The sequence below is a fragment of the Pseudomonas sp. PvP009 genome, assembly GCF_017832995.1.
Lineage (GTDB): Bacteria > Pseudomonadota > Gammaproteobacteria > Pseudomonadales > Pseudomonadaceae > Aquipseudomonas > Aquipseudomonas syringae.
Map to the genome: position 1 here is coordinate 4,701,275 of NZ_JAFIBG010000001.1, position 23,726 is coordinate 4,725,000.

At 59.1% G+C, this 23,726-nt stretch carries 19 protein-coding genes and 2 rRNA genes (1 of these 21 cut by a window edge); 12 read left to right on the top strand and 9 right to left on the bottom strand.

What is annotated here, in order from left to right:
• The first annotated feature begins 280 nt into the window (after positions 1-280).
• Both JOE29_RS20310 and JOE29_RS20315 read left to right on the top strand, forming a co-directional pair.
• Positions 281-1,474 (top strand): diguanylate cyclase, encoded by a 1,194-nt coding sequence (locus JOE29_RS20310; RefSeq protein ID WP_210079805.1) that lies wholly within the window; start codon positions 281-283, stop codon positions 1,472-1,474.
• 81 nt (positions 1,475-1,555) lie between these two features.
• Positions 1,556-1,993, top strand: coding sequence for a GNAT family N-acetyltransferase (locus JOE29_RS20315; protein WP_004402488.1), 438 nt, complete (start codon positions 1,556-1,558; stop codon positions 1,991-1,993).
• 8 nt (positions 1,994-2,001) lie between these two features.
• On the opposite strand, the gene JOE29_RS20320 is transcribed toward JOE29_RS20315, so the two are convergent.
• On the bottom strand, positions 2,002-3,642 hold the full coding sequence (locus tag JOE29_RS20320; RefSeq protein ID WP_210079806.1) for a methyl-accepting chemotaxis protein: 1,641 nt from the start codon (positions 3,640-3,642) through the stop codon (positions 2,002-2,004).
• 256 nt (positions 3,643-3,898) lie between these two features.
• Between JOE29_RS20320 and JOE29_RS20325 the strand changes: the two genes are divergently transcribed.
• A complete protein-coding gene (locus JOE29_RS20325; RefSeq protein WP_032659014.1) occupies positions 3,899-5,911 on the top strand; it encodes an alkaline phosphatase D family protein in 2,013 nt (670 codons plus the stop codon).
• An 86-nt stretch (positions 5,912-5,997) separates the two neighbouring features.
• Positions 5,998-6,717, top strand: a complete 720-nt coding sequence (gene pcsA, locus JOE29_RS20330) for a phosphatidylcholine synthase (protein ID WP_003421621.1) — start codon at positions 5,998-6,000, stop codon at positions 6,715-6,717.
• A 66-nt stretch (positions 6,718-6,783) separates the two neighbouring features.
• On the opposite strand, the gene JOE29_RS20335 is transcribed toward pcsA, so the two are convergent.
• From JOE29_RS20335 to JOE29_RS20345, 3 genes are all read right to left on the bottom strand, one after another.
• Positions 6,784-7,992: a sugar transporter gene (locus tag JOE29_RS20335; protein WP_096133942.1), complete on the bottom strand. Its 1,209-nt coding sequence runs from the start codon at positions 7,990-7,992 to the stop codon at positions 6,784-6,786.
• 268 nt (positions 7,993-8,260) lie between these two features.
• A complete protein-coding gene (locus JOE29_RS20340; RefSeq protein ID WP_003414902.1) occupies positions 8,261-8,692 on the bottom strand; it encodes a thiol-disulfide oxidoreductase DCC family protein in 432 nt (143 codons plus the stop codon).
• A 108-nt stretch (positions 8,693-8,800) separates the two neighbouring features.
• A complete protein-coding gene (locus tag JOE29_RS20345) occupies positions 8,801-9,145 on the bottom strand; it encodes a zinc ribbon domain-containing protein YjdM (protein WP_210080027.1) in 345 nt (114 codons plus the stop codon).
• Positions 9,146-9,402: 257 nt separating this feature from the next.
• On the opposite strand from JOE29_RS20345, the gene JOE29_RS20350 reads away from it, so the two are divergent.
• The 3 genes from JOE29_RS20350 (at position 9,403) to JOE29_RS20360 (ending at position 13,932) form a co-directional block, all read left to right on the top strand.
• Positions 9,403-11,424: an acyltransferase family protein gene (locus tag JOE29_RS20350; protein WP_210079807.1), complete on the top strand. Its 2,022-nt coding sequence runs from the start codon at positions 9,403-9,405 to the stop codon at positions 11,422-11,424.
• 64 nt (positions 11,425-11,488) lie between these two features.
• The gene (locus tag JOE29_RS20355) at positions 11,489-12,148 is read left to right on the top strand and encodes an HD domain-containing protein (protein WP_017277987.1); all 660 of its coding nucleotides are present in this window, start codon (positions 11,489-11,491) and stop codon (positions 12,146-12,148) included.
• A gap of 119 nt (positions 12,149-12,267) precedes the next feature.
• On the top strand, positions 12,268-13,932 hold the full coding sequence (locus tag JOE29_RS20360) for a methyl-accepting chemotaxis protein (protein WP_210079808.1): 1,665 nt from the start codon (positions 12,268-12,270) through the stop codon (positions 13,930-13,932).
• Positions 13,933-13,989: 57 nt separating this feature from the next.
• On the opposite strand, the gene can is transcribed toward JOE29_RS20360, so the two are convergent.
• Positions 13,990-14,628 (bottom strand): carbonate dehydratase, encoded by a 639-nt coding sequence (gene can, locus JOE29_RS20365; RefSeq protein WP_003345939.1) that lies wholly within the window; start codon positions 14,626-14,628, stop codon positions 13,990-13,992.
• 166 nt (positions 14,629-14,794) lie between these two features.
• Here can and JOE29_RS20370 point away from each other — a divergent pair, with 166 nt between their 5' ends.
• A complete protein-coding gene (locus tag JOE29_RS20370) occupies positions 14,795-15,199 on the top strand; it encodes a serine kinase/phosphatase (protein WP_032659028.1) in 405 nt (134 codons plus the stop codon).
• 9 nt (positions 15,200-15,208) lie between these two features.
• Here the strand turns inward: JOE29_RS20370 and rimI are convergent, their stop codons facing one another.
• Positions 15,209-15,664: a ribosomal protein S18-alanine N-acetyltransferase gene (gene rimI, locus JOE29_RS20375; protein ID WP_003345934.1), complete on the bottom strand. Its 456-nt coding sequence runs from the start codon at positions 15,662-15,664 to the stop codon at positions 15,209-15,211.
• Positions 15,657-16,463 (bottom strand): energy transducer TonB, encoded by an 807-nt coding sequence (locus JOE29_RS20380; RefSeq protein ID WP_210079809.1) that lies wholly within the window; start codon positions 16,461-16,463, stop codon positions 15,657-15,659. The genes rimI and JOE29_RS20380 overlap by 8 nt, the downstream gene beginning before the upstream one ends.
• Positions 16,464-16,607: 144 nt before the next feature.
• Between JOE29_RS20380 and mksB the strand changes: the two genes are divergently transcribed.
• The 4 genes from mksB to JOE29_RS20400 all read left to right on the top strand — a co-directional run bounded on the left by mksB (position 16,608) and on the right by JOE29_RS20400 (position 22,819).
• The gene (mksB, locus tag JOE29_RS20385; RefSeq protein WP_003404706.1) at positions 16,608-17,885 is read left to right on the top strand and encodes an Mks condensin complex protein MksB; all 1,278 of its coding nucleotides are present in this window, start codon (positions 16,608-16,610) and stop codon (positions 17,883-17,885) included.
• Positions 17,875-18,582, top strand: coding sequence for an Mks condensin complex protein MksE (gene mksE, locus JOE29_RS20390; protein ID WP_003319438.1), 708 nt, complete (start codon positions 17,875-17,877; stop codon positions 18,580-18,582). The genes mksB and mksE overlap by 11 nt, the downstream gene beginning before the upstream one ends.
• Positions 18,579-21,398, top strand: a complete 2,820-nt coding sequence (mksF, locus tag JOE29_RS20395; protein WP_003391215.1) for an Mks condensin complex protein MksF — start codon at positions 18,579-18,581, stop codon at positions 21,396-21,398. Before mksE ends, mksF begins: the two co-directional genes overlap by 4 nt.
• Positions 21,399-21,571: 173 nt before the next feature.
• Positions 21,572-22,819: a right-handed parallel beta-helix repeat-containing protein gene (locus JOE29_RS20400; protein WP_103362987.1), complete on the top strand. Its 1,248-nt coding sequence runs from the start codon at positions 21,572-21,574 to the stop codon at positions 22,817-22,819.
• A 132-nt stretch (positions 22,820-22,951) separates the two neighbouring features.
• Here JOE29_RS20400 and rrf read toward each other — a convergent pair.
• Positions 22,952-23,067 (bottom strand): 5S ribosomal RNA (gene rrf / locus JOE29_RS20405).
• A 158-nt stretch (positions 23,068-23,225) separates the two neighbouring features.
• Positions 23,226-23,726: ribosomal RNA gene (locus JOE29_RS20410) — 23S ribosomal RNA — on the bottom strand (it continues 2,393 nt past the right edge of the window).

Genomic DNA, 23,726 nt, shown 5'->3' on the forward strand with positions numbered 1-23,726 from the left:
GTACGTATATATCGACACAAGCGTAGACGGGTTTAAGGCATTTCGTCTGATGGTGGCAGATTGAATTACAGGGCGGTTGCGACAGAAAAAACGCTCCTCTAAAGGCCATCTCGCGCATTGCTGCGAGATGTTTTCAGTGATGACAGCCCGCCCATTTGTCACCCAGGCCACGCCGTTAGCCACCACCGGTCGACTTTGGACTGGCGACACGATACATTGATAGCACTAAGACATCATCCGTGATGTCCTATGTTTCTCGATGTTAATGTCCCGGTGTCACATGCTCGTTTCTGCCCTTGAACGCCCCAGCCTTGAAGATGCGCAACTCCTTGCCGAGGTCGAGCAGACGATCACTTCAGGTGTCGGCTCGTTGCGCTTCAGCCGTGTTCTTGAGAAACGCTACCAGGAAGAAACCCGGCTGCCGCGGCGCGAATTCCTGACGGCGGTAGGGATTGGCGGCTGTCTGATCTACAACCTGTTCCTGATCAGCGACTGGCTGATACTGCGGGATGTATTTTTCTATGTAGCCGTGGGCCGTCTGTGCCTGATAACGCCGATGTTTATCGCGCTGTTGACGCTGGCCCAACGGGTTTCCACGCGCTGGGCGTTGGAAACCATCGCTGCATTCGCCACGGTAGCGTGCTCGCTCATGCCACTGCTGGTGATGATTCACAGCAACAGCCCTTATCAAATCTTTTATCAACTCGGCATGCTGTTGATCATGGTCTACTGCACCATGATCCAGCAATTGCCGTTGCGCCATGCCGCTGTCGCCATGTCCTGCATGCTGATCATCCAGTTGGCGACTACCTACATTGCCAGCTTCGCCGACTTTGTGATCTGGCAGGCCAACGCTGTGTTGTTCGTCTCGACCGTGGCATTGCTGCTGATGGCCTCCTACTTTCTGGAGCGGGCAGGCCGTATGAGCTACCTGTTTGCGCTTCGCGGACGCCTGCTTCAAGTGCAACTGATGGAGTTCGCGCGTACCGATGGGTTGACCCGGCTGTTCAACCGACGCTACCAGGACGAAGTGATGACATCAGTCTGGGAGCACGCTCGCAATACGCCGGAGAACGTGGCCATCATCCTGTTGGACATCGACCACTTCAAATCCTACAACGACAACTACGGGCATCCGCAAGGGGATACCTGCCTCAGATTGCTCTGTCAGAAAGTCCAGCAAAGCGCGCATGACCATGGTGCTGTGGCGTTCCGGTTCGGCGGCGAAGAGGTGCTGGTGTTGATGATCGGCAATCCCGTGCAGGCCAGAGAAGTGGCCGAGGCACTGCAGACCTCGGTTGCCGAACTCAAGTTGCCGCACCCGGTGCTCGGCGAAAACGCGCTGGTCACCGTCAGCCTCGGCGTGGCGTGTGCGACAGCGCCTATGACCAGTGCCGAGAACCTGATTGGCGCGGCTGACAATGCCCTCTATGCAGCCAAGCGTGCCGGACGTAATTGCGTGTGCTTCGCGTGAAATGACATCCCGCAGGATCCTGCTTTACGCCATGCCCCTGCCACTTTAATCTCGGTGCACACCCAGGCTGGGAGCCATCGCATGAGCGTTCACATTGACGTCAATACCAACCCTACGGAAGAGGATCGTCTGGCGATTCTGGAACCACTGAAACGTTTCAACGCCGAGCAGGCGGGCGACGGCAAGTCCGAGAAAGTGGCGATGTTCATTCGCGATGATCAAACCCGGGAAGTACTCGGCGGGCTGCACGCTCGCATTTTTTATGAGTGGCTGTTCATCGAGCTGCTGGTCGTGCCGGAACAAGCCCGTGGGCAAGGCATGGGCTCGCGTTTGATGCAGATGGCCGAGGATCTGGCGGTTGAAAAGGGCTGCACGGGAATCTGGCTGGATACCTTCGACTTCCAGGCCCCCGATTTCTATCGCCGCCACGGTTACACCGAGTTTGGCCAGATTGACGACTATCCGCCCGGCAACAAGCGCTTCTTTTTCCAGAAGCGCCTGCCGAACACAACGGCCTGAGACTTGCGTCAGACCTTGAACCTGCCCACCAGATTGTTGAAGGAAATGGCCAGACGCGACAGTTCCTGGCTTGAAGCACTGGTCTGATTGGCACCTGCGGCGGTCTGGGCGGAGAGATCCTGAATGTTGACCAGGTTGCGATCAACCTCACGCGCAACGTGGGACTGCTCTTCAGAGGCCGTCGCTATCAGCATGTTGCGGTCGTTGATCTCGGCGACGCTCTGCGCAATGCGCTCCAGCGACTGCCCTGTGGCTTGAGCCAGGGTTTGCGTGTTGCTGGCCAGGGTGCGGCTGTTGCCCATGGCCCGCACGGCCTGATCGGCGCTGGCCTGGACACTGCCGATCATGGTTTCGATTTCGCCGGTGGACGCCTGGGTTCGGGCAGCCAGCGCCCGCACTTCGTCTGCCACCACCGCAAAGCCGCGACCCTGCTCACCTGCACGCGCAGCCTCGATGGCGGCGTTGAGGGCCAGCAAATTGGTCTGCTCGGCGATCCCACGGATCACGTCCAGTACCTGCCCGATCTCACGGACGCGCCCGGCGAGCTCTTCGACCATGGTGGTCGAACTGCTGATCTCGGCACTGACGGTATTGATCGCATTCACCGCATCGCGGGCCTGATCACGACCGGCAGCCGCGTCGGTGCTGGTCTGTCGGGACGCTTCCGACGTCGACATGGCGTTACGCGCGACCTCTTCGACCGCAGCGGTCATCTCGTTCACAGCCGTAGCGGCCTGCTGAATCTCATCGTTCTGACGTATCAGACCGCGACTGCTTTCTTCAGTCACGGCATTCAGCTCTTCAGCAGCCGAGGCCAACTGGTCGGCAGCGCTGGATATTTGCCCGATCGTGCTTTTCAGGTTGTCCTGCATATCGCTCAGGGCAACCAGCATCATGCCAGCTTCGTCGTGATACTGGCTGACAATCGGCAGGGTCAGGTCACCGCTTGCAATTCGCCGGGCATTGGTCACCGCAGTGTTGATTGGCGTGCTGATGGCACGACTGATGAACAGGCCCATCACAAACGCAGCAAAGAATGACAAACCTATGCCGATGTACAGATTTCGTTGCGCAGCGTCCTGTGTCTGGTCGGAAGCTACAGCAGCCTCCCCTGCCTGACGATTATTGGAGTTGACGATGGTGGTAAGTTGATCCATGACCTTCAGGTAACCGCTGCGTACATCACCGTCGATGATCGCTCTTGCCCCTGCAATATCTCCGGACAGGGCAACACCTTTGGCTTGCTCGATGAGTGCCTGATAGCCAGGCCAGTCTCTGTCCATCTGATCACCGGCAGCGCGCTCGTCATCGTCAAGCGGCGTAGCCCGGTAGGTGGCGTAGCTCTTTTCAGCTTGAGTCTTGTTGGCGGTCATGCTCGCGAGAATATCGTCCTTGACGCTTTGCGGCGCATTGCCTGCCATGGCGGCCAATAAACGATAGAGATCACGGTTCTGAGCAATGACCGAGGCCTTGACCTCGCCTGTTTTTGTAACCGACAGCAGGCTGTTGGTAAACACGTTATCAAGGCTGACGGACAAGGCACTGATGCCGCGACTGCCTATTACGCCCACCCCAAGGGTGAAAAGCGCGCACAGCGCAAAAGCCATAAAAAGCTTGGCGGACAGCTTTGCGTTGTAAAACCATTTCATAGCGGAACCCTCATGAGCAAATATGGCATAACGCCATAAAACCTTATGGAATTCTGATGCCCTCTGCATAGGTGTATATCGGCATTTTCAGCGCACTCTGCAGGCGGTTAACAAAGTCTTCATATGAGCACGGTTGAGCCGGGCGTTTCGCGTTGCCTGCACTGTCCGGAAACATGCAGTCACGTGGCGTAACAAGAACTTTCCAGGCCTGTTGCGTTACCATCCCGGCCTGTGTCCCCCAGAGCCGTGAGTCAGGATGTCCGCTTCTTCCATCGAACCATTCACTTCGCTGCCGTCCATCCTTGCCGGCCCGTTGTTGCGCCGTCAGGAAGCCAGCCGCCTGGTGTTGTGGCTGGTGGGGTCTCGTCCGTTGCGCCTGACAATGCGCCTGCGTCATGCCGCTACTGATGACCCCACTGCGGGCTTCAACGATTACGTACTCGACGACAGTCAATGTCAGGTCATCGCAATTGGGCGCCATGCGTTCATTCACCTGATCGACCTGCAACTGGACGCCGAACTGCCTCGCGACACCTGGATCGATTACGACCTGCTGGTGGACGGCGAAGGCGGTATTGCCGAATGGGCGCCGCACCTGCTGTACGAGGGCCACCGTTACCCGAACTTCGTGGTGCGCAGCAGCATCGATCATCTGCTGCATGGCTCGTGCCGCAAGCCGCACCACAGCGCGGCCGAAGGTCTGCTCTGCGTGGACCGCCTGCTGGCCGACATCAAGGAGCCGCTGCAACGTCCTGCGCTGTTGATGATGAGCGGCGATCAGATCTACGCCGACGATGTCGCCGGACCGATGCTGCGCGCCATCCATGTATTGATCGAACGGCTGGGGTTGTTCGACGAGCGACTTGACGGTGCCATCGTCGATGACAGCCCTCGTCTATATGCGCATCCGGCCAGCTATTACCAGCGTGCCGACCTGCTGCCGGCCCTGAAAAGCAACGACACACTGCGCGAGCGCTTCTTCGGCGGCACCAGTAAGCCGGTATTCACCAGCAGCACAGCGGATAACCATCTGGTCACCCTGGCGGAAGTCATGGCGATGTACCTGCTGGTGTGGTCACCGACGCCCTGGACCCTGATCGAACCCGGCAGGCCCCAACTGGAAGACGGGGAAGTCGAGCGCTACGCCAAGGAGCAGCACTTAGTCGAGGCGTTTGCCGAGGGCCTGGGCGGCGTAGCACGGGCGATGGCGCATCTGCCGTGCATGATGATTTTCGATGACCACGACATCACCGATGACTGGAACCTGTCGGCGAACTGGGAGCAAACGGCGTACGGCCATCCATTCTCCAAACGCATCATCGGTAACGCCCTGCTTGCCTATCTGCTGTGTCAGGGCTGGGGCAATAACCCGGATGCGCTCAACGGGCTGGTCAAACAGGCTCATGCCCTGAGCAGCGAGGCCGTGTCCAACGACAACTGGCTGGACAGCCAGGCCCAGGACCAGTTGATTGATCAGTTGTTGAAGTTTCAGCAATGGCATTACGTGCTACCGACCAGCCCGGCGCTGGTGGTACTGGATACCCGCACCCGACGCTGGCGCAGCGAGTCGAACTTCAATCACCCGTCCGGGCTGCTCGACTGGGAAGCGCTCAGTGAGCTGCAACAGGAGCTGATCGACCATAAATCGGCGATTATCGTCTCACCTGCCCCCGTTTTCGGTGTCAAGTTGATCGAGGCAATACAACGTATCTTCAGCTGGTGTGGCTATCCGTTGCTGGTCGATGCGGAGAACTGGATGGCGCACCGTGGTGCTGCCAACGTGATTCTGAACATCTTTCGCCACTCCAGAACCCCGGGCAATTATGTGATCCTGTCGGGCGATGTGCATTACTCGTTCGTCTACGAAATCCTGATCCGCCAGCGCAGCGGCGGGCCTCACATCTGGCAAATCACCAGCAGTGGCATCAAGAATGAATTCCCCCGTCGTTTACTCGACACTTTTGATCGGCTGAATCGCTGGTTATACTCTCCCCGCTCACCTCTTAACTGGTTCACCAAGCGCCGCCTGATGAAGGTTGTTCCGCGCACGCCCGAGCACAGCAAGGCCGGTGAACGCTTATGGAACTCGGCAGGTGTCGGGCAGGTACTGTTCAATGAACAGGGCCAGCCGACCCTGATCAACCAACTCAATGCCAACGGTGACGCGCCTACCTGTTTCGTCGAACCGGAAGAATACAGAGACCAGCGATCAGACGAAGAGCGTGGCTTTCTGGAAAACAACCGGGAAACAAGGGATAGTCACCGCTAAACTTATCGGCAATTGCCGGGTCGATAGTTGCTACCGGTCAGGTTGCGGCACACCCTGGCAAGCATTACTTCCTGGAGAGCGCCCCCGTGATAACCAATCAACGCATAGCCAGACTCAACGCATGGGGGGCACATGGCTTCACCGCCACCGGCGTAGTCCTTGCGTTCCTGGCGACCATTGCCTTGTTCAACAACGAACCCAAAGCCTGCCTGTTATGGCTGGGCGCGGCCCTGATCGTGGATGGAGTCGACGGCTCACTGGCTCGCAAGGTCAACACCACGTCGGTACTGCCGCACTTCGACGGCTCGGTACTGGATCTGGTCATCGACTACCTGACCTACGTGTTCATCCCGGCACTGTTCATCTACCGCTATATACCGGTGCCGGATTACACGCTGCTACTGAGCATCTCGGTCATTCTGGTTTCGTCGCTGTTCTGCTTCTGCAACGTCGACATGAAAAGCAAGGACAACTACTTTCAGGGCTTCCCCGCCGCCTGGAACGTCGTTGCATTGTGCCTCTACATTCTGTCACCGGCGCCATGGCTGACGTTCATCACCATCATCGCCCTGGCGCTGCTGACCATGACCCGCATGAAGTTCCTGCACCCGTTCCGCGTGCGCCGCTTCATGCCGCTCAATATCGCGGTGACCACCGTATGGTTGCTGTCCAGCGCACTGCTGATCATCAACCATCCGCACAACGGCCCGGTGGTCATGGGGCTGTGGCTGGCAATGTCGGCGTATTTCCTGGGGATTTGTATCTGGAGAACGTCGCTGGAGTGGCTCGGTCGGCTTAAAGCCTGACCTGCAAGTCAGACCAAAAAGCTCGCTGAACGCCTTGCGCGGTCAGCGAGCTTTTTTATGCGCGCCCTATTTGCTCTCGGCCTGCATCTCGGCAGCAGGCCGGACCTTGCCGAAGTAATGCGTGGTATAGCAGCACAAACCCAACCCACCCAGGGCCAACAGGCCGCCGACGATGCCGACATTGGCAACCCCGAGATGGCTGCTGACCACGCTGCCGAGCAGCGCGCCGCCGCCAATCCCGATATTGAAGATGCCCGAGAACAGCGCCATCGCCACATCGGTCGCATCAGGTGCCAGCGACAGCACGCGCGCCTGCAAGGTCAGGCCGAAGCACATGATCGCCATGCCCCAGATAATGGTCAGCGTGCCGAGCGTCGTAGCATCGCCGGAGAGCGGCAACAGCATCAGCAGGCACAGGGTCAGCGTCCCAATGGCGGTGATCAACAGCCCGTTCGGGAAGCGGTCGCTGAACAGGCTGAAGATGATCGAGCCCATGATCCCGGCACCGCCAAAGACCAGCAGCAGAATTGTGGTCATTTCGCCGCTGAGCTGTGACACGGTCTGGGTGAACGGTTCGATGTAGCTGTAGGCGGTGAAATGAGCGGTCACCACGATGGCAGTCAGCAGGTAGATCGCCATCAGCCGTGGGCGTTTGAACAGGATCGGCAGGCTGCGCAACGAACCGGAGTTCTGACTGGGCAGTAAAGGCAGCGCGCGAACCAGCAGGAAGACTACCAGCGCAGCGATGCCGGCGATGCCTAGAAAGGTCGTCCGCCAGCCCAAGGCTTCACCCAGCACGCGGCCCAGCGGAATACCCAATACCATCGCCAACGACGTACCGGTCGCCAGCAGGCCCAGCGCCTGAACCTGCTTGCCGGGCGGTGCGATGCGTACGGCCAGCGACGCCGTAACCGACCAGAACACCGCATGTGCAAACGCGATACCGACCCGGCTCACCAGCAGGATCGCAAAGCTGGGGGCGATCGCGGATAGGACGTGGCTGACCACAAACAGGCCGAACACGAACATCAGCAGCTTGCGGCGCTCGATGTTGCGCGTCGCCAGCATCATCGGCAACGACATCAGCGACACAACCCAGGCATAGATCGTGAGCATCAGCCCGACTTGGGCCGGGGTCATCTCGAAGCTCTGACCGATGTTACTCAGCAGACCAATCGGCACGAACTCGGTGGTATTGAAAATGAAGGCCGCCAAGGCCAGCGCGAATACGCCAAGCCAGCTACCTGCCTGCTCGTTTGGAGGTGAAGTTATCAAGAATCACAACGCCCTGAAAATGTTCCGACCCGAAGGCCGACCGCCACGCGTGCACACGCACGCCTGACACCTGTATGCAAAACCGCGGCTCGCCCCACTGAAAAACCAACGCAAAAACGCTCCGCTCGACCTTCTGAATCGGGCGCAGTGTGCAAAGTGGATTATTGTGGATATGGGGAGTGAAGCCAGATGACACGAATTCTACGGACCACAAGAGTGGATCACAACCCGTGCGTACCTGACAGACTTTACAAATGACCGCCGGTCGTCAGCCGTCAAGGAAGCGCTGCCGGTGCTCGGGCGACGGCAACAGGCAGTGATCATAGCGCCCGAACAGGCGATATCGGTTGAGCGCGATACGGTTGTAGGCCCAGTCGCGCAGGAAGCGTGGAAAAATCCCCAGCACTTTGAGCAGCGGCCACGGCGCGGGCAACAGCCCCATGATGTGCAGAAAGGCGTCCGAGCGTACGAACACCCGATTGTTGACGATAACCGCGATGGTATGAAAATCGTCGAGCGGCAGACCGGCCCACTTCAGCAACGCCTGACCTTGTTCCGACTGCACTGCGGCCAAGCGCAGACGCCGATGCGGATCATGGCGAATCAGAAACTTCACCACGCCATTGCACAGCTTGCAGACGCCATCGAACAGCACGACACATTCATCGGGTTTCAAATAAGGGGCGGGGGTGTTCGGCACGGTATTCACCTGTTCAGGAAAAACAGCCCTGGCGCGCCCGGAAACATCAACGCCCCGCCAGTCGAAGGACCGGCGAGGCGTTCAGGCTAAAGCCATTACCCGGCAGAATCAAACCTTGCGGACGAACTCCGACTTCAGCTTCATCGCGCCGATGCCATCGATCTTGCAATCGATGTCATGGTCGCCATCGACCAGGCGGATGTTCTTGACCTTGGTGCCGACCTTGACCACCAGCGAGGAGCCTTTGACTTTCAAGTCCTTGATCACCGTGATGGTGTCGCCGTCCTGCAGCACGTTGCCCGTTGAGTCCTTGATGACTTTCACGTCGTCGGACGCATCGGGGCCAGCGGCGTCGGCAGACCATTCATGGGCGCATTCCGGGCAGATCAGCAGGCTGCCGTCTTCGTAGGTGTATTCGGAATTGCATTTCGGGCAGGACGGTAAGCTCACAATGGTTCTCGCATCGAGGAGGGGTAAAACCATGCATTATAAAGGGCTTTTCCCGTTTCAGGTGGGAAGAGACCGATCTGTCGTCATAAACCTGCTTCAGTCATTGGACAGAAGCGAGGACCTGAACTAAAAAATACAGCACGCTCTGTCCGGCCACTCCTCTTCGCCCTCTTCGTACACGACCCCTGCGCCTCGCGTTGGCGGTAGCTATTGCAGCGTGCATTTACCGTCTCTTGCCACTTACTGCATGAGCACATCACATGGGCATCCCTCACAACCCGGCACTCGGCTATCGGCCCGAGATCGATGGTCTGCGCGCGCTCGCGGTCATCCCGGTCATTCTGTTCCACGCGGGCTTGCCGCTGTTCAGCGGCGGATTCGTGGGCGTCGATATCTTCTTCGTGATCTCCGGCTATCTGATCACTTCGATCATCATCGCGGAGAAGATCAGAGGGTGGTTCTCGCTGATCAACTTTTATGAACGACGTGCGCGGCGCATCCTGCCTGCGCTGTTCGTGGTGATGCTGATCTGCCTGCCTGTCGCGTGGTTGACGCTCGATCCGTCTGACCTGAAATACTTCGCCAAGAGCCTGGTGGCGGTGCCGACCTTTTCATCCAACGTGCTGTTCTGGCTGGAAAGCGGCTATTTCGACGCCACGGCAGAACTCAAACCGCTGTTGCATACCTGGACGCTCGCGGTGGAGGAACAGTACTACCTGTTCTTCCCGCTGCTCTTGATGCTGGCCTGGGGCCTGGGCCGCAAGCGGCTGATTGGGCTGCTGATCGTCCTCGCCCTGGCCAGCCTGGCGCTGGCGCAACTGGGCGCCCATCAAGCCACCAGCAACGCGTTTTATCTGCTGCCGGCACGTGCCTGGGAATTGCTGGCGGGCTCGTTCATCGCCTTCTACTTTGCCTGGCGACCGCGCAGCATCGGGCGCGCGAGCGTTGTCGATCAGGCGGCGACTTTACTGGGGATTTCGCTGATCGGTTATGCCGTGGTCGGTTTCGACAGCAGCACGCCCTTCCCCGGTCTTAATGCGCTGGTGCCGGTACTGGGTGCGGTGTTGATCATCGTCTTCGCCCATGGCAAGACCTGGGTAGGGAGCGCCCTGAGTTCACGTGCGCCCGTCGCGATCGGCATGCTCAGCTACAGCGCTTACCTGTGGCATCAGCCCGTCTTTGCCTTTGCCCGCCAGTACAACCTGAATGAGCCAGGCCTGCCACTCATGCTGGCGCTTACCCTTGTGTCTCTGGCGCTGGCCTGGCTGAGCTGGCGTTTCGTCGAGCAGCCGTTTCGCAAGGCCGGCACCTTCAATCGCCGTCAGATTTTCACCACGGCAGGCGCTGCCTCGACGCTGTTTATCGCGCTGGGGCTGGTTGGCTATGTGAATAACGGCTTTCCCCAGCGCTTCGCTGTCGACCCGGAGCTGCATCAAGCATTCGCCGACCCGTTGATACGCGACAAATGCGACCAGCCTCTGGACGGCAAGAGCGGCAACGTCGACTTTTGCCTGTTCGGCCTTGCTGACAAGGAGGCAGTACCGGACATGGCGCTGTTCGGCGACAGCCATTCCGAAGCGCTGTTATCGACGTTCGACGCCGCCGCCCGGGATCAGGGCAGAACCCTCGCGCATATCGGTCTGGGCGGCTGCCTGCCTTTGCTCAGCGTGGACGTGGCCAACGGCAACTACGCTGCCGGGGTCTGCGAGGCGCTGGCCGAACGGGAATTCGAATACGTGAAACAGCAGCGGATCAAAAAGGTCGTGCTGGTGGCGCGCTGGACGCTGTATACCGGCGACGATTACAGCGAGAGGACGATGAGCACGTATTTCCTGACCTCGCGCGCCGATCCGGAGAAAAGTCGCGAAACCTCGCGCAGGGTATTCAGCCAGGCCCTTGAACACACGATCGAGGCCTACCGCAGTATCGGCGCCGAGGTGTTCATCATCGCGCAGGTGCCGCAGCAAATGATCAACCCTGAAAGTCTCTACTATCGCTTGGCGCGGGACGCTTCGGAAGACGATGCGCAAGCCTTGCAGCGGGTCAGCGAACTGTCGGTGCCGGTGGAAAAACACGACCTGTTGCAGCGTTTCACCCGCCAGTTGTTCCTGCGTGCCAGCCAGTCAAAACACATCAGCCTGATCACGCTGGATGACGCCTTCTGCAAGGACAGGCAATGCCTGATCGGCGACCTGCATTCGTATTACAAGGACTTCAACCACCTCAACGCCAGAGGTGCGGGGCTGCTTGCCGGCCAGATCAGCCATATTCTTGACCAGTGACAGGGTTTTATCAGGCGGCATTGTCTGTAATGCTGATGCCTGCCCAGCCTCCGAGGACCACCGCATGACCGCCGCCAGCTTCACCCCCTTCGAGGATCTGGCCAACCTGCTGATACCCCACACCCACGCAGAGAAAATCGACGACTCGCACGATGTCTCGCACTTGCTGCGTGTCTGGAAGAACGTCTGCGCCATTCGTGACCGTGAAGGCGGCGATGCCCGTGTGCTGATTGCGGCAACGCTGCTGCATGACTGCGTTTCGGTCGAGAAAGACTCGCCGTTTCGCGCCAGCGCATCGCGACTGGCGGCGGCGCGGGCCAGCGAATTGTTGACCGAGATGGGGTGGGATGAGCAGAGCATCGCCTCCGTCGCCCACGCCATCGAAGCGCACAGCTTCTCGGCGGCGATCACGCCGTTGACCCTCGAGGCCAGAATACTGCAGGACGCCGACCGTCTGGACTCGCTGGGCATGATCGGTGTGGCCCGCACCTTCTACGTGTCAGGGCGCCTCGGCAGAGCGCTCTACGACCCGAATGATCCGTATGCCAGCCAGCGCCCCTATGACGACCTGAATTTCGCCGTCGACCACTTCCACACCAAGCTGCTGCAACTGGCTGACGGTTTTCAGACCGCTACCGGCGCACAGCTGGCGAAAGCCCGGCACCACCGGGTCAAGCGCTTTCTGGATGAACTGATGGAGGAAATTGCTCCCCTGCAGCCATGAATCGTCGGCTGATCACCCATCATTCAGTAGATGTCACAAAGACATCACACAATTGCCCTATAAACGGCTCTCCGAGAAGGTCCGCGTGTTTATAGGGGTTGTGTGCCGTGAAAAGATTGATGCCTCGTTTCCTACGCCGGCAAGCCACAACGACAACACTCTTGCGCCGCTTCAAAATCACCCTGCGCCTGGTCATCTGCTTTGCCATAACCTCCCTGTTGATGGTCGCGCTTGGCGCGTTCTGCCTGTTGCAGATGCAAGCGATCCGCACCCAGGGTGAGGCAGTCGAGAGCGGCGCCCTGCCCAGTATCGCCACCGCCGATGCCATCGCCATCGGCCTGGTCAAGCTGCGCAGCGAAACCACCCGTCTGATCGCCAACGCCGACGATCCGGGCGCCGTCATCAACAGCAAGATCAATGTCGAGCAACTCAGGAACGAGGTCGAGAAAGGCTTCTCGGAATACCTGGCGCGTGTCCAGTCGGGCACTGAGCATGACTCCATTGTCGCGTTGCAGGATGCCTACAAGGCTTTCATGCCCGGTTTGCAGAATCAGATCGCACTGATCGAGCAGAACAAGCTGGACGAGGCCAGGATGCTGGCCAACACCATGCTCTCGCTGCAAGGCGACCTGATGGACATGCAGGTGCAACTGTTGCGGGAGCTGAACAAACAAAGTGCGGCCGCCGCCGTAGAGGCCGCAGGTGCCAGCTATGAACAAACACGGATCATTGCGCTGAGCGCCATCGGCCTGGTTCTGGCACTGACCCTGTTGCTGGCCTGGCGCCTGAGCGTCAGCATCATCCACCCGGTGCGCCAGGCTTTACACATCGCCAGCACCATTGCCGATGGCGACCTGAGCGAGCACCCGATACCGGACGGCAAGGACGAGACCGCGCAATTGCTGATCACCCTCGGGCGCATGCGCACCAACCTGCACATTACGATCGACCAGATCTACGCAGCGGCGACGCAGTTGTCGCAGTCGGTTCAGGAGATGGGCAGCATCGCCGAAGCCAGTGCGCTCAATCTGCAATTGCAGAACACTGAAATCGAACAGGCCGCTGTCGCGGTCAATCAGATGAGCCAGGCGGCCATCGAAGTGGCAGGCAACGCCAGCAATACCGTGACCGAATCGGAGGCGTCGACCCGGGCGGCAGCACAAGGGCAGGACAAGCTCTCGGCAACCATTCTGTCGATCAAGGAGCTGACCGAAAATGTGCTGGATTCGTCGCATCAGGCTGAAGGGCTGGCCGAACGTACCCAGAGCATCAGCAGCATCCTCGATGTGATTCGTGCAATCGCCAATCAGACCAATTTACTGGCGCTGAACGCGGCTATCGAAGCGGCTCGTGCAGGCGAAGCCGGGCGTGGTTTTGCCGTGGTGGCCGATGAAGTCCGCTCACTGGCGCAACGCACCAGTGCCTCCACCGCGGAAATCGAAGGGCTGATCAGCGGCGTGCAGCAAAGCACCCAGCAAACCGCCAGCTCGCTGCGCCACACGGCGACGCAGGCCAACCTGACGATGGAACAGGCCGCCTCGACCGGCGAAGCCCTGCAAGTGATCATTCATTCAACCGCCACCATCAACGACCGCAACCTGCTGATTGCCAGTGCCGCAGAACAGCAGGCCCAGGTGGCGACTGAAGTGGACCGCAACCTCAGCAGTATTCGCGAGCTGTCCAGCCAGACCGCTTCAGGCGCGCAGCAGACCACCGTCGCGAGTAACGCACTGTCGATGCTGGCGAATGATCTGAACCTGATGGTGCAGCGTTTCGTGTTGTGATGGGTTGAAACTCGCCAGCCAGCCTGCAACAAGAGGCTGGCTGGCGAACAACGGCTATCAGTCCTGCGGACGCAGGCGGTACTGCGGCGGCAGTTGCTCGAAGCCGCTGATGGTTACGTCGAGGCTTTTCCAGCGGCCATCCTTGATGCCGTAGATGCAGCCATGCACAGACAGGCTCTGCCCACGGTGCCAGGCGTTCTGCACAATGCTGGTGTGACCGACGTTGGCCACTTGCTGAATCACATTCAATTCACACAGGCGGTCGACGCGCTCTTCCTCGGTCGGCAGTTTGGCCAACAACTCGCGGTTTTCGTAATACAGGTCACGAATCGTGCGCAACCAGCCGTCGATCAGGCCGAACTGGCGGTCCTGCATGGACGCACGCACGCCGCCGCAACCGTAGTGGCCTGTGACCAGAATGTGTTTGACCTTCAACACGTCCACTGCGTACTGAATCACTGACAGGCAGTTAAGGTCGGTGTGCAGTACGACGTTGGCCACGTTGCGGTGAACGAACAGATCACCCGGCAGCATGCCGACGATTTCGTTGGCCGGCACGCGTGCGTCGGAGCAACCGATCCACAGGAACTCAGGGGTTTGCTGGCGGGCCAGTTTGGCGAAGAACTCAGGGTCTTCCTGCTTTATCGCATCGGCCCAGCGTGCATTGTTATCAATCAGGTCTTGTAGCTCGTTCATGCTTTGACGCCTCGATCTCGATAATGATGCCCAGCCTTGGACTGGTGTCCGATCCTTCAAGTCACGCTGTGATGCCACGCGTTACGAATGCCTGTCGTCAACAAAAAGGAATCTTCAAAGTCACGGTCGGTCCACTTTTTACGACCACCTGAAATGAGGATTTCTCATGAACGATTCACGCCGCCCGTTTGGTGCTACCGAACCGGAACCTATCGACGATAACGAAGACCGCATGGGCTCCATGGAAACACTCGATTTCGACGAGGAAGAACCGGGCCGTATCGGCGATCTTATCCCTGAAGGCGAGCTGCAACATGAAATTCCGGATCAGCGAGTGCGCGAAGCAGGCCTCACGGGGGCTTCCACCGATGACCATCATTCGACCGACGATGATCTGTCTCCGGAAACCCTGATCCATGAAGACGGCGCCCGCTCACCCAACGAGCCAGGCGAAGACCTCCCGGCCGACCTGGATGTTACGGTCGTCGATGAAGATGACATTGGCGGTGGCAACGGCCTGGACGAAGAAGAACTGGCAATCGTCGACCCGCTGGACGGCAACCAGCGCTGATCCGGACACTCAGTCCAGCAGCGTGCAGGCCATGACCACTGCGTCTTCACGGCCGCCGTCGGATGCCGGGTAGTAGTCACGACGCCGGCCTATCTCGTTGAAACCGTAGTTTTCATACAGACGATAGGCTGGGCGGTTGCTGTCACGCAGCTCCAGAAAGCATTCTCGTGCATTGAGCTGGTAAGCGCGCTTCATCAGGTGGTCGAGCAGTAACAGGCCAAGACCCCGCCCCTGATTTTCAGGTTTGACCGTAATGTTGAGCAGGTGCGCTTCGTCGATGATGACCTGAATGACGCCGTGTCCGACCTGCTGCGCGCCCTCGAACATCAACCAGATCTCATAGGACTTGAGCCCGTCGAGAAAGATGCCGCGTGTCCAGGGATGACTGAACGCTGCGTATTCGATTTTCAGCACTGCGTCCATGTCGGCTTCGGTCATACGGCGGAAGGTTACGGCATCACTCATCGATCGATTTCCAGCGCGTCATCAGCCGACGCATGGCTTTCCAGACATCCGCCTTGCGCTCAGGCTCGTCCATCAGTAATTCAAGACCTGGCAGCGCCCAGGCAGTGCCCAGACCTTCAATCTGCAGTTCACGGTGGTAAGACTCGGCATCGGCTTCACCGGCGTACTTAATCGACGGCAGACCGATCAGCCACAGGCAGGCACAAGGCTCGTCCTCGAGCCGCGCCCCGACGAAGCCCTGCACGAAATCTCGCGCAGCTTCCGGGCCCTGGTCCATCTGGCCGCGGACCAGCAACGGCCAGCGCACGGGCTCGCCGATGATCTGCGGGCTGTCGGGCAGACCGGCGGCGCGCAGCATGTCCTTGAGCAGCAGGTAGGAAGGATCACGGCTCTGAAACGGCTGACCCGTGGTGAGTTCGACCAGTAACAGGCAGCGTCCGGCGCGCAACAATTGCAGGGCAAAGCGCGGTGGCGGTACCACCGGCGCCTTGGGCGGCGCCGGCTCGGACTCTTCGGCGGCCGGGGTGGCTGTGCGCGTGCTGGCCAGTGAGGGGCGCGGCACCTCGACTCTCGGACGCTCGGGCTGCCGGGCAATCGGCTCGACGTTCGACGTTTCGGCAGGCGCAGTGTGCTCCGCTGGCGAAGCAGCAAGCGCGACACGTTGCACCTCGACCGGCGGCGGCAACGGCATAAGCAGTTGCGGACGCGACGGCGCGGCGAATGGCAGTTCTGTGCGCGGCAGCCAGTTGACCACCTGCATGGCAGTCAAATAAGCGCGGCGACGGGACTCGTTGAGCAAGGGTCAGCCACCTGTGGATAAGTTAAGCGCGCAATTCTAGCGTTGTTCGCCTTTTTGCGCTGCAGCATATCGCCCGCAGGTGAAATATCAGTCGGCTGATGCAGTACAATTGCCGCTTTTCACTTGCCAACAGTCGGCCTAACGATGATCGAACCCAAGCGCGTTCTGCGCGCCCTTGCCGAGCACTGGGCGCTTCTTGAGCCCTTATGCGAACATTTCGACCAGGGTACGTTGAGCCTGAGCGAGCTGCGCCTGCAACTGGGCGCTCAGCAGCAGGACAGCACTCCGCAAGACATCACCAATCTGCTGGACGTGTGGATCCGTCTGGACATTCTGGTGCCCGTCGCGAAAAGCCCGAACCGTTTCGAGCTCAATGCACAGATCCATGACTTCCTGTCGTACCTGCGCCGCGAGCACCGTCTGGGCCTGTGCCTGGAAATCGAAGCCTACCTGCGCCACCTGGAGCGACTGGCCGGCTACATTCAGGACGCGTTCGAGGTTCGCGACGCCAACGACCTGGCCAGACAGCTGCGCCTGCTGGACATGCGCGTGCGCGACGTACTCAAGAAGCTCGCCAACGACGAACAGGCGCTGGTCGCCGTGGCCGACCGGGCCAAGACCAGTGACCGGCAGATCCCGTTGCGCCAGCGTTATGCCGAAGTGCTGGCGACGTGGGACGAATACGTCGAGCCGATGATTCAACTGGTCAACGCAGACGGTGCGTTCGAGCAGGGCGTGCGCAAGGTCGAAAACGTCCTGCTGCGCCTGCTGACCGAGCAACAACGTCTCGGTCACCTGGTCGACGACGACATGCTGCTGCGTACCCATGCGCGCATTCTGGAAATGCAGACCAGCGCCCAGCTGACCTTGCGCCATGCGCGCGAACTGCTGCTGCCACTGCGTGAAGAAGCGCGTCGCCATAACGCGGTTACACGCGGCGCGGCGCTGGCCTTGTCTGCCATTCGCCGCAAGGGGCTGGATGCGGTGCCTCAGGCTGCCATGCCGATGTTTACCCGTCCGCAAAGCACGTTTCTGGGCAGTGCCAGTCAGGTCGAGGCTTACGTGTATGCCCTGGCGCGCTTCGAACCCAAACCCGCCAGATTCCCCAAGGCCAGCGGCACCCGCAAGGGCCAGGCGCCACGCGCACCGCGTACGGTCAAGGAGATGCTCGAGCGCTGCGAAGACGCCTTGCCGATGCCTGACCTGATGGTCTGGTTGCTGGAGCAGGAGCCGACCGGCGAAACCGACGAGCTGCTCTACTGGTTCTCGCGCTTGTCGCGCGACAAGCGCTTCGCCCGTGAACGCCTCGAGCGTCGCGAATATTTCACCCGGGAGCACCGCGTCAGCCTGCGCTCCTTTGCCCTGCTCGCTGCAAAAGACGAGCAGGCCGAGCATTCCGAGAGCACCGTTCATGCATCTTGATCTATCCGAAATGTCCCAGCTCGCGCCGATCTTTCGCGAGCTGTTCAAGGGCTATCACATCAGCCGCCGCGACCCGGAGCTGTACGCCCAGCTCTCCAATTGCCAGGACCAGTACCGCACGCTGTTCAAGGCACTGGGCTTCGAACTGGTCTGCGATACGCGTGGCTTTTATTATTTCGTGCCTGAACTGGCTGCTGCGCAGGTCAACAAGACCGCCCAGCGCCTGGCGCTGTTCACCTTCATCCTCGTTGAACATCTGGCAGATCAGGGCCGTGACCCCATGTCGGTGCTCGACGGTGGCAGCCTGGGCCGCGACGAGCTGCCTTCGATGCTGGAAAAGTACCGCGACCTGTTTCTCCAGGCTGAAGTACAGACCCCGGAAGAGCTCGAAGAAAAGATCATGCGCCGCATGACGCAGTTGGGCTTTGCCAGTGAGGAAGTGGGTATCTACCGCTTCCTGCCGCCGATGCACCGTTTTCTCGATGTGTGCCTGTCGGTGCAACAGGACCGCGATCTGGCCGCCAGCCTGCATAGCGCCCTGCCCCTGCCGACGCCTGTGCTCATCGATGACGACAGCGACGAGAAGCTGCTGGAAACCGATGACCCGCTGGACCTGGCTGAATTCGGCGAAGAGACCGAGGAAGAGGCGCTGGCCCGGGCAATCGCCGATGAGCAACGACAGGAGATGGACACATGAGCCAGGAACGTTATGGCATCCGCCGCTTTGCCCTGTTGAACACTGCCGGTTACAGCCTTGGCCTGTTCCCGCTGGAAAATCCGCTGTCGGTATACGGCGCGAACAACCTCGGTAAAAGCGCCTCGATCAACGCCCTGCAATTCCCGATTCTGGCGCGCATGTCGGACATGAGCTTCGGCAAGTACAGTCTGGAACAATCGCGGCGCTTCTACTTCGCCTCCGACACCAGCTACATTCTGGTGGAAGTTTCCCTGCCTCACGGCCCGCATGTCATCGGCGTCGTGGGTCGCGGTCCGGGCGGCGGCTTCGGCCACCAGTTCTTCGCCTATGCCGGCGAGCTGGATCTGGGTCATTACCAGAAGAACGACACCTGCCTGCGTCAGAAAGAGCTGTTCAGCAACCTGGAAAGCCAAGGCCTGAAAGCCTACGAGCTCAAGCCTGACGAACTGCGCCGTCTGCTGGTCGGCGGGCACACGTCGATTCCGCTGGACCTGACCTTGATCCCGCTGCGCTCCACCAGCGAGCAGAGCCTCAAGACCTTCCGCGCACTGTTCATCAACCTGCTGCACATGCGTGAAATCACCGCCGCCAAACTCAAGCAGCTGTTTCTGGATGCTTTCGAGCACAGCCTGCGTTCGGGCAGCGTCGACTATATTGCCGCCTGTGAAGAAGCCTTCCGCGATGTGCGGCGTATGGAACAGGACTACAACTCGCTGGTGCTGGCGGGTCCCCTGGTCGAGGCGCTGGCCGCTGGCGTCAAGCAGCGCGATGTGTTGCGCGGCAAGCTGCATCGTCTGTCACCGATCCTCGATTCACTGCTCGGCACCTGGTCGGATTACTCCGGTGCGCGCAAGGAAGAGCTGGTCATTCAGGCCGAGCATTACCGTGCCCAGCAGGATGAGATGCAGAACGATCAGCGCAGCAGCACTCAGGAACTGATGCGCCTGGAGCGCGAGATCAGCAGCATCCAGCGCTGGGTCGGCGAGCTGTCGGTACTGAAAAACCGTTTTGCGCTGGTCGATGACGTCAAGGTGCTGGAGCAACAGCTGCTCGCCGCCAAGGACGCTCACGATGAGCTGGCCGGTGCGCTGGCCCAGTCCCGGCAGTTCAGCGCCGAAGACCTGGACGAGCGTCTGCGTGATCTGGAAAAACGCCTCAAGTCGGTCAAGCAGCAGCTTGATCATGCGGACAACAACAGCTATGCCCGTCTGCGTGAAGAGTTTTCCCAGCCGGACGTAGAACGTCTGATGCGTCTGTTCAACAGCGCGCTGTTCAGCCTGCCGTTGGGTGAGCAAGGCATTGCGCTGGATGATGGCGATGCGTGGGTCAAATCGCTGGAGACCATTCTGGACGGCTTCAAGGGCGATCAGTTCGCGGTACCGGGGCTGACGATCAACCTGTCGAGCATCGAGCCTCCTGCCCTGCAGGCGCTGGCCGATCGTGCCGCGTTGCGCGATCAGAAAGAGCGACTGGAGAAAGAACTCAAACAACTGAAAACCCAGCAGGCTGTCGCTGCCGACCGTTCGGCGAGCAAGACCCAGACCGAAGCGCTGTATCAGCAGGTGCTGGATGCTCAAAAGGCGCTTGAAGACTTCCGCCGCTGCCAGACCTTGAGCGCGGAGGAATCCACCAAACTGGAAGAACTGGCGCAGATGGAAGCCGCTCAGGATGAACTGAAACGCTCCAGCGACGCGTTCACCGAGCGCGTGCAGCAACTGTCCGCCAAGCTGCAATTGATCGCACGTCAGATCGGCGATATGGAATCCAAGCAACGTACGCTGGACGATGCGCTACGTCGCCGTCAGTTGCTGCCTGCGGATCTGCCATTCGGCACACCGTTCATGGACCCGATCGACGACTCCATGGATAACCTGTTGCCGCTGCTCAACGACTACCAGGACAGCTGGCAGGGTCTGTTGCGCAGCGATGGACAGATCGAGGCGCTGTACGCACAGGTTCGCCTCAAGGGTGTGGCCAAGTTCGACAGCGAGGACGACATGGAGCGTCGCCTGCAGCTATTGATCAATGCCTACGCGCACCGTACCGACGAAGCACTTACGCTGGGCAAGGCTCGTCGCGCTGCGGTCACGGATATCGCACGTACCCTGCGCAATATCCGTAGCGACTATGACAGCCTTGAGCATCAACTGGCGCTGTTCAACCGCGAGATCAACAAGCGTCAGGTCTCGAACCTGGCAAGCTTCCGTATTGTGCTCGCCCCTAACAAGGAAGCGCTCAAGCACATCGACCAGATCATCCACAGCGCCGGGCAGTACGAGGAAGGCGAGACGCTGTCGGTCTTCGACCTGAGCCAGAGCGCAGAGCAGGACAACAAGAACGAAGAAGCCAAGGAATATCTGGCCCGGCTTGTGGCTGCCAACCACAACCAGTTGGGCTTGAAGGACCTGTTCGAGCTGGCATTCGAAATCACCAAGGTCAACGGTCAGCCGGTTATCCACACCGATATCGATGGGGCTGCCTCCAACGGCACCACGATGACCATCAAGGCATTGACCAACATGTACCTGCTGCTGCACTTGATGGATCGCGATCAGGCTGGTCGGGTGCGTTTGCCTTACTACCTCGACGAAGCCGCAGACATCGACGAGAAGAATCAGGCAGCCCTGCTGGAAACCAGCCTGCAACTGGGCTTCGTTCCAATTCTGGCCAGTGTGAAGCCACAGGTCTCGGCTCACGTTGCCATCGACCTGGAAGGCGGCAGCGGACCCAACGGCATCTACATTGATGAAGCGGACTGGAAATACATTCAGCGTCGTGACGATGTGAAACCAGAGGTCCCGGAACTGGCCTCGTAAGCGCTTTAAGTTGCCGTCAGAAGGCCGCATGAGAATGCGGCCTTTTTTATTGTCTTTGAATTGAGTGAGGCCCTGTTGCAGGCCTCCGGCGGGCAGACTCTTTATTCATCGAATTCATAATGAGGTGCAGCGAACACGCATACGATTACACCAGGCAAGCTTGGAGTGACCCCATGAGAACGATATTGCTGACGGTCTTGCTGGCCGTTGCTGCAACAGCGCAGGCAACTGACTACTACGTGGCCCCCAATGGCGATGATCACGCTGCGGGTACCAAAGGTGCACCGTTGCGCACCATCATGCGCGCGCAGCAAGCCGCAAAAGCCGGCGACACGGTTTACTTTCGCGGCGGCGTCTATACCTACACAGCCGGCGTCAACCGTTGCGCTACCCGTACAGACACCGTGAATGCCATCACCCTGAACAACAGCGGCAGCGAAAACAAACCCATACGCTACTGGGCCTATCCGGGCGAAACACCGGTTTTCGATTTCTCGGCCATGAAAGACGATTGTCGCGTCAAAGGCTTCAACGTTACCGGTAGCTGGCTACACCTGAAGGGGCTGGAGGTGACCGGCGTACCGCAACAGCCCGAAAACCATCTCAACCACGAGTCATGGGGCATCTGGAACAGCGGAAGCCACAATACCTTCGAGCAACTCAATCTGCATCACAATATGGGACCCGGCCTGTTCATTCAGAACGGCGGTTATAACCTGGTGCTGAATACCGACTCTCACCACAACTACGATCCTTACACCTCAAACGGCGCAGGTCAGAGTGCAGACGGCTTCGGTGCACATATCAAGGCAGGCCATCCAGGTAATGTATTCCGAGGTTGCAGAGCGTGGGCCAATTCCGACGACGGCTTTGACCTGATCAATGCCTTTTCGCCAGTGACCATCGAGAGCTCATGGGCATGGCAGCAGGGCTACCTGCCTGGCACGCGCACAAAACTTGAAGCAGGCAATGGTAATGGCATCAAAGCCGGCGGCTACGGAGGCAAGTATGTGCCTGACGGCGTGAAACACATCGTCCGTAATTCCGTTGCCTTCGACAATAAGTCCGCTGGTTTCTATGCCAATCACCATACCCTGGCACTGGACTTCATCAACAACACGGCTTTTGCAAATGGCGTGAACTACAACATGGCAGGTATCGCCCCGGATGGTTCGCTGATCCCTCTCGGTAACCTGTTCAACAACATCGCCTACAAGGGACGCTTGACCGTTAACACCGAAGGACTGGATATGGCACACAACTCCTGGACATTGCCAACGCCGGTAACCGAAGCAGACTTTGAAGATGTCTCGGAGACGGGATGGGATGCGCCACGTCAGCCGGACGGAAGCCTGCCGGTGCTGCGCAGCTTCCACCTGCGAGCGGGCAGCAGACTGGCAGGGATGGGGGCGTTTCACTAAACCTTGGGGGTATCTGGCGCCAATGCGGCTGCATTGCAATGAGATGAGCCAGATAGAGAATGCAGAGGTTTCTGGAACCCCAGACAAACAAAAACCCTCAACGCGTAAGCGATGAGGGTTTCTGGAATTTAATCTTGACGATGACCTACTCTCACATGGGGAAACCCCACACTACCATCGGCGATACATCGTTTCACTACTGAGTTCGGGATGGGATCAGGTGGTTCCAATGCTCTATGGTCGTCAAGAAATTCGGGTACCGAATCGTGCCCTGCGGCGCGCTTCAGCAAATCAGGTATGTGATAGCAAGCTGTTTCAGGTGTCGTTCGTGACGCAAACTTTCGGTTCGTGTCATCTTCACAGTCACCGCAATCTGCTCATTCGACGCAAATTGCTTGGGTGTTATATGGTCAAGCCTCACGGGCAATTAGTATTGGTTAGCTCAACGCCTCACAGCGCTTACACACCCAACCTATCAACGTCGTAGTCTTCGACGGCCCTTTAGGGAACTCAAGGTTCCAGTGAGATCTCATCTTGAGGCAAGTTTCCCGCTTAGATGCTTTCAGCGGTTATCTTTTCCGAACATAGCTACCCGGCAATGCCACTGGCGTGACAACCGGAACACCAGAGGTTCGTCCACTCCGGTCCTCTCGTACTAGGAGCAGCCCCTCTCAAATCTCAAACGTCCACGGCAGATAGGGACCGAACTGTCTCACGACGTTCTAAACCCAGCTCGCGTACCACTTTAAATGGCGAACAGCCATACCCTTGGGACCGGCTTCAGCCCCAGGATGTGATGAGCCGACATCGAGGTGCCAAACACCGCCGTCGATATGAACTCTTGGGCGGTATCAGCCTGTTATCCCCGGAGTACCTTTTATCCGTTGAGCGATGGCCCTTCCATACA